Genomic DNA, 793 nt, shown 5'->3' with positions numbered 1-793 from the left:
CCGGCCGCGGCCGACCCGGGGCCCGCGCCGTCCGCCGCCGCGCGGGCCCCGGTGGCGGGGCCCGGCGTGCTGCGGCACCACAGCGAGTCGCCCCAGGCGGTGGCGGCGATCGTGGCGCCGTCGGTGAGCAGCAGGTTCAGCCGGGAGCCCGGCGCCGCGTCGGCCACGGCGCGGACCGTCTCGGCCAGCGCCCGGCCGAGCGGGGCGCCCCCGCGCAGCCGGTGCAGCACCAGCGCCCAGACGAACGCGGCGTCGCACCGTGCCTCAAGCTCCAACAGGGCCTGCGGCGGCAGGCCGGCCGCCAGCGCGGCGACCGAGCCAGGCCAGCCCCGGACCGAGCCGTTGTGGCTGAAGAGCCAGGGGCCGCTGGCGAACGGGGCGGCTGCGGCCTCCCCGTCCGCACCCGGCTCGGTGGCGTCCCGCACCGCCCCGAGCAGCGCGCCGGTGCGCACCACCCGGGCCAGGTCGGCGAAGGACGGGTCGGCCCAGAGGGGAACGGCCCTGCGGTAGCGCGCCGGCACCGGGTCGTCGGCCGCGTACCAGCCGACGCCGAAACCGTCCGCGTTGACCGTGCCGTACCGCTGCCGGCGCGGCTCCCAGGACTGCCGCAGCAGGCCGTGGGGCGGCCTGGTGAGCAGGGCGCCCAGGGGCACGTCGGCGCCGAGATAGGCCAGGTGGCGGCACATCAGCGGCCCCCTTCCCGGGGCCGGGGGGGCCGGGCCCCCCCCCGCCCGGGGCGGCCAGCCCCGCGCCTACCCGGGGCAGTGGGCGGGGGGGGTGGCGGCCCCGGTGG

The 793-nt window shown here is 81.5% G+C and carries 1 protein-coding gene; it reads right to left on the bottom strand.

The window, feature by feature from the left end; all coding sequences use genetic code 11:
• Positions 1-686: ergothioneine biosynthesis protein EgtC (gene egtC / locus AAHZ94_RS34750; RefSeq protein ID WP_349997647.1), on the bottom strand; the 686-nt coding region annotated here is incomplete at its 3' end.
• Positions 687-793: the final 107 nt, after the last annotated feature.

Origin of the sequence: Streptomyces sp. HSW2009 (assembly GCF_040240285.1) — a bacterium.
Lineage (GTDB): Bacteria > Actinomycetota > Actinomycetes > Streptomycetales > Streptomycetaceae > Streptomyces.
The sequence above is the reverse complement of the archived record's forward strand: the minus strand, read 5'-3'. Positions and strand labels throughout refer to the sequence as shown.